Genomic DNA, 5,243 nt, shown 5'->3' on the forward strand with positions numbered 1-5,243 from the left:
GGGAGGCGCGGGGCGTTCGGGCCCGTCGGATTCCGGTGGACTACGCCTCGCACACGGTGCATGTGGAGTCGCTGCGGGAGGAGCTGTTGGAGGTGTTGGCGCCGGTGGCGCCGGTCGCGCCGCGGGTTCCGTTCCTGTCGACCGTGCACGGCGGCTGGGTTGACGTGACGGCGGGTGATCTGGGGGCGGAGTACTGGTACCGCAACCTGCGCCAGACGGTGCGGTTCGAGGAAGCGGTGGGTTTCCTGCTGGGGCAGGGGCACCAGGCGTTCATCGAGGCCAGCCCGCATCCGGTGCTCACGATGGGCATCGAGGAGACCGCCGAAGCGCTCGGCCACCCCATGGCGGCGGCCGTCGGGTCGCTGCGGCGTGAGGAGGGCGGCCTGGAACGGCTGCTGGCCTCCTTCGCCGAGGCGCACGTCCACGGCGTCACCGTCGACTGGCGGCAGCTCTTCGCAGGCCAGGGCGCCCAGCGGGTCGACCTGCCCACCTACGCCTTCCAGCACGAGCGCTACTGGTGGAACAGCCCGGCCGCCGTGTCGGGCGCCGCCGCTGCGGCCGGCCTCGGCCTCGACGCCGCCGAACACCCGCTGCTGGGTGCCGAGGTGACCATCGCGGCCACCGATGAGCAGCTGTTGACCGGACGTCTCTCGCTCCGCACCCACCCGTGGCTCGCCGACCACGCCGTGGCGGGCACCGTCCTGCTGCCCGGCACCGCCTTCGTCGAGCTGGCGGCCCGGGCCGGTGAACGGGTCGGCTGCGAACTGGTGGAGGAGCTGACCCTCGCGGCTCCGCTGCTCCTGCCCGAGCAGGGCGGGACGGCCCTGCAGGTGGTGGTGGGAGCCCCGGACGAGAACGGACGCCGACCGCTGAGCCTGTACGCCCGGCCGGACGGCGGCTCCGCCGACGTCCCCTGGACCCGCCACGCCAGCGGGACGCTGGCCCCGGCCACCGTGGTGCCGGACGCCGGGGAACCGGACGGCGGACAGTGGCCGCCCGCTGGCGCAGTCGCCGTCGAGTTGGACGACTTCTACGATCGGGTGGCACTGGACGGGTACGAGTACGGACCGGCCTTCCAGGGCGTGGACGCGGCCTGGCGGCACGGTGACGACGTGCTGGCCGAGGTGCGCCTGTCGCCCGAGCAGCACGACGAGGCAGGCACCTTCGGCCTCCACCCGGCTCTGCTCGACGCGGCGCTGCAGACCGCGCAGCTCGGATCGTTCTTCCCCGCGCCGGACCCAGCCGGGAGCCCCGACGACGGCACCGGAGGGGCACGGCTGCCGTTCTCCTGGTCCGGCGTCTCGCTGCACGCCACCGGCGCCGCCGCACTGCGGGTGCGCATCTCCGCGGCCGGGCCGGAGGCGATCTCGGTGACGGCCACCGACGAGACCGGCCGGCCCGTGCTGACCGCCCGGTCCCTGGTGATGCGGCCGGTCACCGCCGCGCAGCTGGGCGCCGCCCGAGGCGCTGGGCGGGACGCCCTGTTCGGGCTGGAGTGGGTCGCGTCCAGCGCGCACGAGGGCGCGCCCGAAGCCGTCGGCATGTGGACCGTACTGGGCGCCGACGACGCCAAGCTGGGCGCGGCCCTGGAGTCGGCCGGCGGCCTGGTCATCACGCATCCGGACCTGGCAGCGCTGCGCGCGGACCTGGCCGGCGGCGCGCCCACCCCGGACGCCGTGGTCCTGCCGGTCGTCGCCCACCGCGCGGACGGCGCCCTGATGGACACCGTCCACGCGCAGACCGCCCGCGTCCTGGAGGTGCTGCGCGGCTGGCTGGCCGAACCGGCGCTGGTGGCCACGCCGCTCGTGGTGGTCACCCGGGGCGCGGTCGCCGGCACAGCCGGCGAGGACGTCACCGACCTGGCCGCCGCGGCGGTATGGGGCCTGGTCCGGTCGGCGCAGACCGAGAACCCCGGCCGGTTCGTGCTGGTCGACCTCGACGACCAGGAGCTCTCCGCCCTCGCACTGCCCGTGGTCCTGCCGGGCGGCGAGCCGCAACTGGCGGTCCGCGCGGGCGCCGCCCTCGTGCCCGTCCTCACCCAGACCCCGCCCCCCGCCGAGACCGCCCGGCCGGCCGACGCCGAGGGCACCGTCCTGATCACCGGCGGCACCGGCGCCCTGGGCCGCCTGCTCGCCCGGCACCTGGTGGTCGAACACGGCGTCCGGCACCTCCTGCTGGCCAGCCGTCGCGGCGCGCAGGCCGAGCACGCGGCGGCTCTCGTGGCAGAGCTGGCCGAGCTGGGCGCCCAGGTCACCGTGGCGTCCTGCGACGTCGAGGACCGCGCCCAGCTGGCGGCGCTGCTCGACACCGTCAGCCCCGAACACCCGCTGACCGGGGTCGTGCACGCCGCGGGCGTCCTGGATGACGGGATCATCGAATCCCTGGATCCGCAGCGCCTGTCCCGCGTCCTGCTGCCCAAGGCGGACGCGGCGGCGCACCTGCACGAGCTGACCGCTGGGCAGGACCTACGCTTCTTCGTCCTGTTCTCCTCCATCGCGGCGACCTTCGGCAACGCGGGACAGGGCAACTACGCGGCCGCCAACGCCTTCCTCGACGCCCTGGCCCAGCACCGGCGGGCCCACGGGCACCCCGCGACCTCGCTGGCCTGGGGGCTGTGGGAGGAGACCAGCGGCATGACCGGAGCCATGGATGAGGGCGACCGGGCCCGCCTCGCCCGCCGGGGCGTCACACCACTTCCGACGCACCAGGGACTGGCGCTGTTCGACCTCGCCCGGGCCGTCGACCGACCGCTGCAGCTGCTCGTCCGGCTGGACAGCGCTGTCCTGGCCCGCTCGGAGGGCGGGCCCGACGCCACACCCGGGCTCTTCCGGCAGCTGGTCCGCCGGCCCGCCCGGCCGACCCGGACCGGTGGCGCCGAGGCGGCGCAGACCCTGGAGCAGCGGCTGGCGCCGCTCTCCATGGAGGAGCAGAAGCGCCTGCTGCTCGACCTGGTGCAGGGACAGCTGGCCGGTGTGCTGGGACACCGGACACCAGGCGCGATCCGGGCCGAGCAGACGTTCAAGGAACTCGGCTTCGACTCACTGACCGCCGTGGAGTTCCGCAACCGGCTGAGCTCGGCCACCGGGCTGCGGCTGTCGGCGACCCTCGTCTTCGACTTCCCGACCCTCAGCCTGCTCAGCGACCACCTGCACGGGCGGCTGGTCCAGCAGACCGTGGCGGACGGCTCGCCGTTGGAGGAGCTCGACCGCCTGGAGGCCGCCGTCGCGGCGATCAGCACCGACGAGGGCCTGCGCACCAAGGTCACCGCCCGGCTGGAGTACCTGCTGACCAAGCTGGCCAGCGGGCGGGTGCCGGGGCTGGAGGCGGGCCCGGAGCCTGCCGCGGTCGGCGAGCGGCTCCAGGAGGCCACCGCCGACGAGATCTTCGCATTCATCAACAACGAGCTGGGGCGTTCGTCATGACGCCTCGCGGCTGCGGACGTCCGAACGACCTTCAGGGATTGGTGTTGCATGGCGACTGAAGAGAAGCTCCTCGACCACCTTCGGTGGGTCACGGCCGAGCTGCACCAGAGCCGCCAGAACCTGCGAGAGCTTCAGGAGGAGAAGCACGAGCCGATCGCGATCGTCGCGATGAGCTGCCGCTTCCCGGGCGGCGTCCGGTCCCCCGAAGACCTGTGGCGGCTGGTCGCCGACGGCGCCGACGCCATCACCGAGTTCCCGGCCGGCCGCGGCTGGGACCTGGCCGGCCTCTACGACCCCGACCCCCAGGCGCCCGGCAAGTCCTACGCCCGGGAGGGCGGGTTCCTGCACGACGTCGACCAGTTCGACGCGGACCTGTTCGGCATCGCGCCCCGCGAGGCGCTGGCGATGGACCCGCACCAGCGGCTGCTGCTGGAGACCTGCTGGGAGGCGTTCGAGCGGGCGGGCATCGTGCCCGCCTCGCTGCGGGGCAGCCGCACCGGGGTCTTCGTCGGGGCCATGCAGCACGACTACGGGACCGACCTGCGGGACCTGCCCGACGGCGTCGAAGGCCACCTGTCGACCGGTGGCGCCGGCGGGGTCACCTCCGGCCGCGTCTCCTACACCTTCGGCCTCGAAGGCCCGGCGATGACGGTGGACACCGCTTGTTCCTCGTCGCTGGTCTCCCTGCACGTCGCCAGCCAGTCGCTGCGACAGGGCGAGTGCGACCTCGCCCTGGCCGGCGGGGTGACCGTCATGTCCACCCCCCTGCTGTTCACCGACTTCAGCCGCCAGCGGGTCCTGTCGCCTGATGGCCGCTGCAAGTCCTTCGCCGCCACCGCCGACGGCACCGGCTTCGCCGAGGGCGCCGGCGTGCTGCTGCTGGAGCGGCTCTCGGACGCCGAACGCAACGGGCACCCGGTGCTGGCCGTCCTGCGCGGCAGCGCGGTGAACCAGGACGGTGCCAGCAACGGCCTGACCGCGCCCAACGGGCCGTCCCAGGAGCGCGTGATCCGTCAGGCCCTGGCCGCCGCCCGACTGGAGGACCACCAGGTCGACGCCGTCGAGGCGCACGGCACCGGCACGAAGCTCGGTGACCCGATCGAGGCGCAGGCACTGATCGCCACGTACGGCAGCAACCGCCCGGCGGACCGTCCGCTGTGGCTCGGCTCGTTGAAGTCGAACATCGGTCACACCCAGGCGGCCGCCGGTGTCGCCGGTGTGATCAAGATGGTGATGGCGATGCGGCACGGGGTGCTGCCGCGCACCCTGCACGTGGACGAGCCCACTCCCCACGTGGACTGGGCCGCCGGGACGGTGTCACTGCTGACCGAGCCGGTGAACTGGCCGCGGCGCGAGGAGCCGCGCCGCGCCGCGGTGTCCTCCTTCGGTATCGGCGGTACCAACGCCCACCTGATCCTGGAGGAGGCCCCGGCCGCGCCCGACAACGGGCACACCGAAGCCGCCGGACCCGGGACTGTGCTGCCCTGGGTCCTCTCCGGCAAGTCCGCGGCGGCCCTGCGGGCGCAGGCCCGGACGCTGGCCGATTTCCTGGCGGCCAACCCGGACGCCGATCCGCGTGACACGGCCTACTCGCTGGCCACCACCCGGGCACTGCTGGGACACCGCGGCGTAGTCGTGGCCGGTGACACCGGGCAGGCGCTGGGGGCACTGCGGGCTCTCGCCGATGGGACTACGGCCCGTCACGCCGTCACCGGCGAGATCAAGGCCGCCGGCCGTACGGTGTTCGTGTTCCCGGGGCAGGGGTCGCAGTGGGCGGGGATGGCTGCGGGTCTGTTGGAGGAGTCGGCGGTGTTCGCCGCT

The 5,243-nt window shown here is 74.2% G+C and carries 2 protein-coding genes; both read left to right on the forward strand.

Translation table 11 applies throughout. From position 1 onward, the window contains the following. A partial coding sequence (locus ACFQ87_RS44090; RefSeq protein ID WP_380616688.1) for an SDR family NAD(P)-dependent oxidoreductase occupies positions 1 to 3,422 on the forward strand: 3,422 nt, incomplete at its 5' end. A gap of 48 nt (positions 3,423 to 3,470) precedes the next feature. Beyond that, positions 3,471 to 5,243, forward strand: a 1,773-nt coding sequence (locus ACFQ87_RS44095) for a type I polyketide synthase (RefSeq protein ID WP_380616689.1), incomplete at its 3' end; no start/stop codon positions are given.

It is taken from the genome of Kitasatospora sp. NPDC056531 (assembly GCF_042794375.1).
Classification (GTDB): Bacteria; Actinomycetota; Actinomycetes; order Streptomycetales; family Streptomycetaceae; genus Kitasatospora.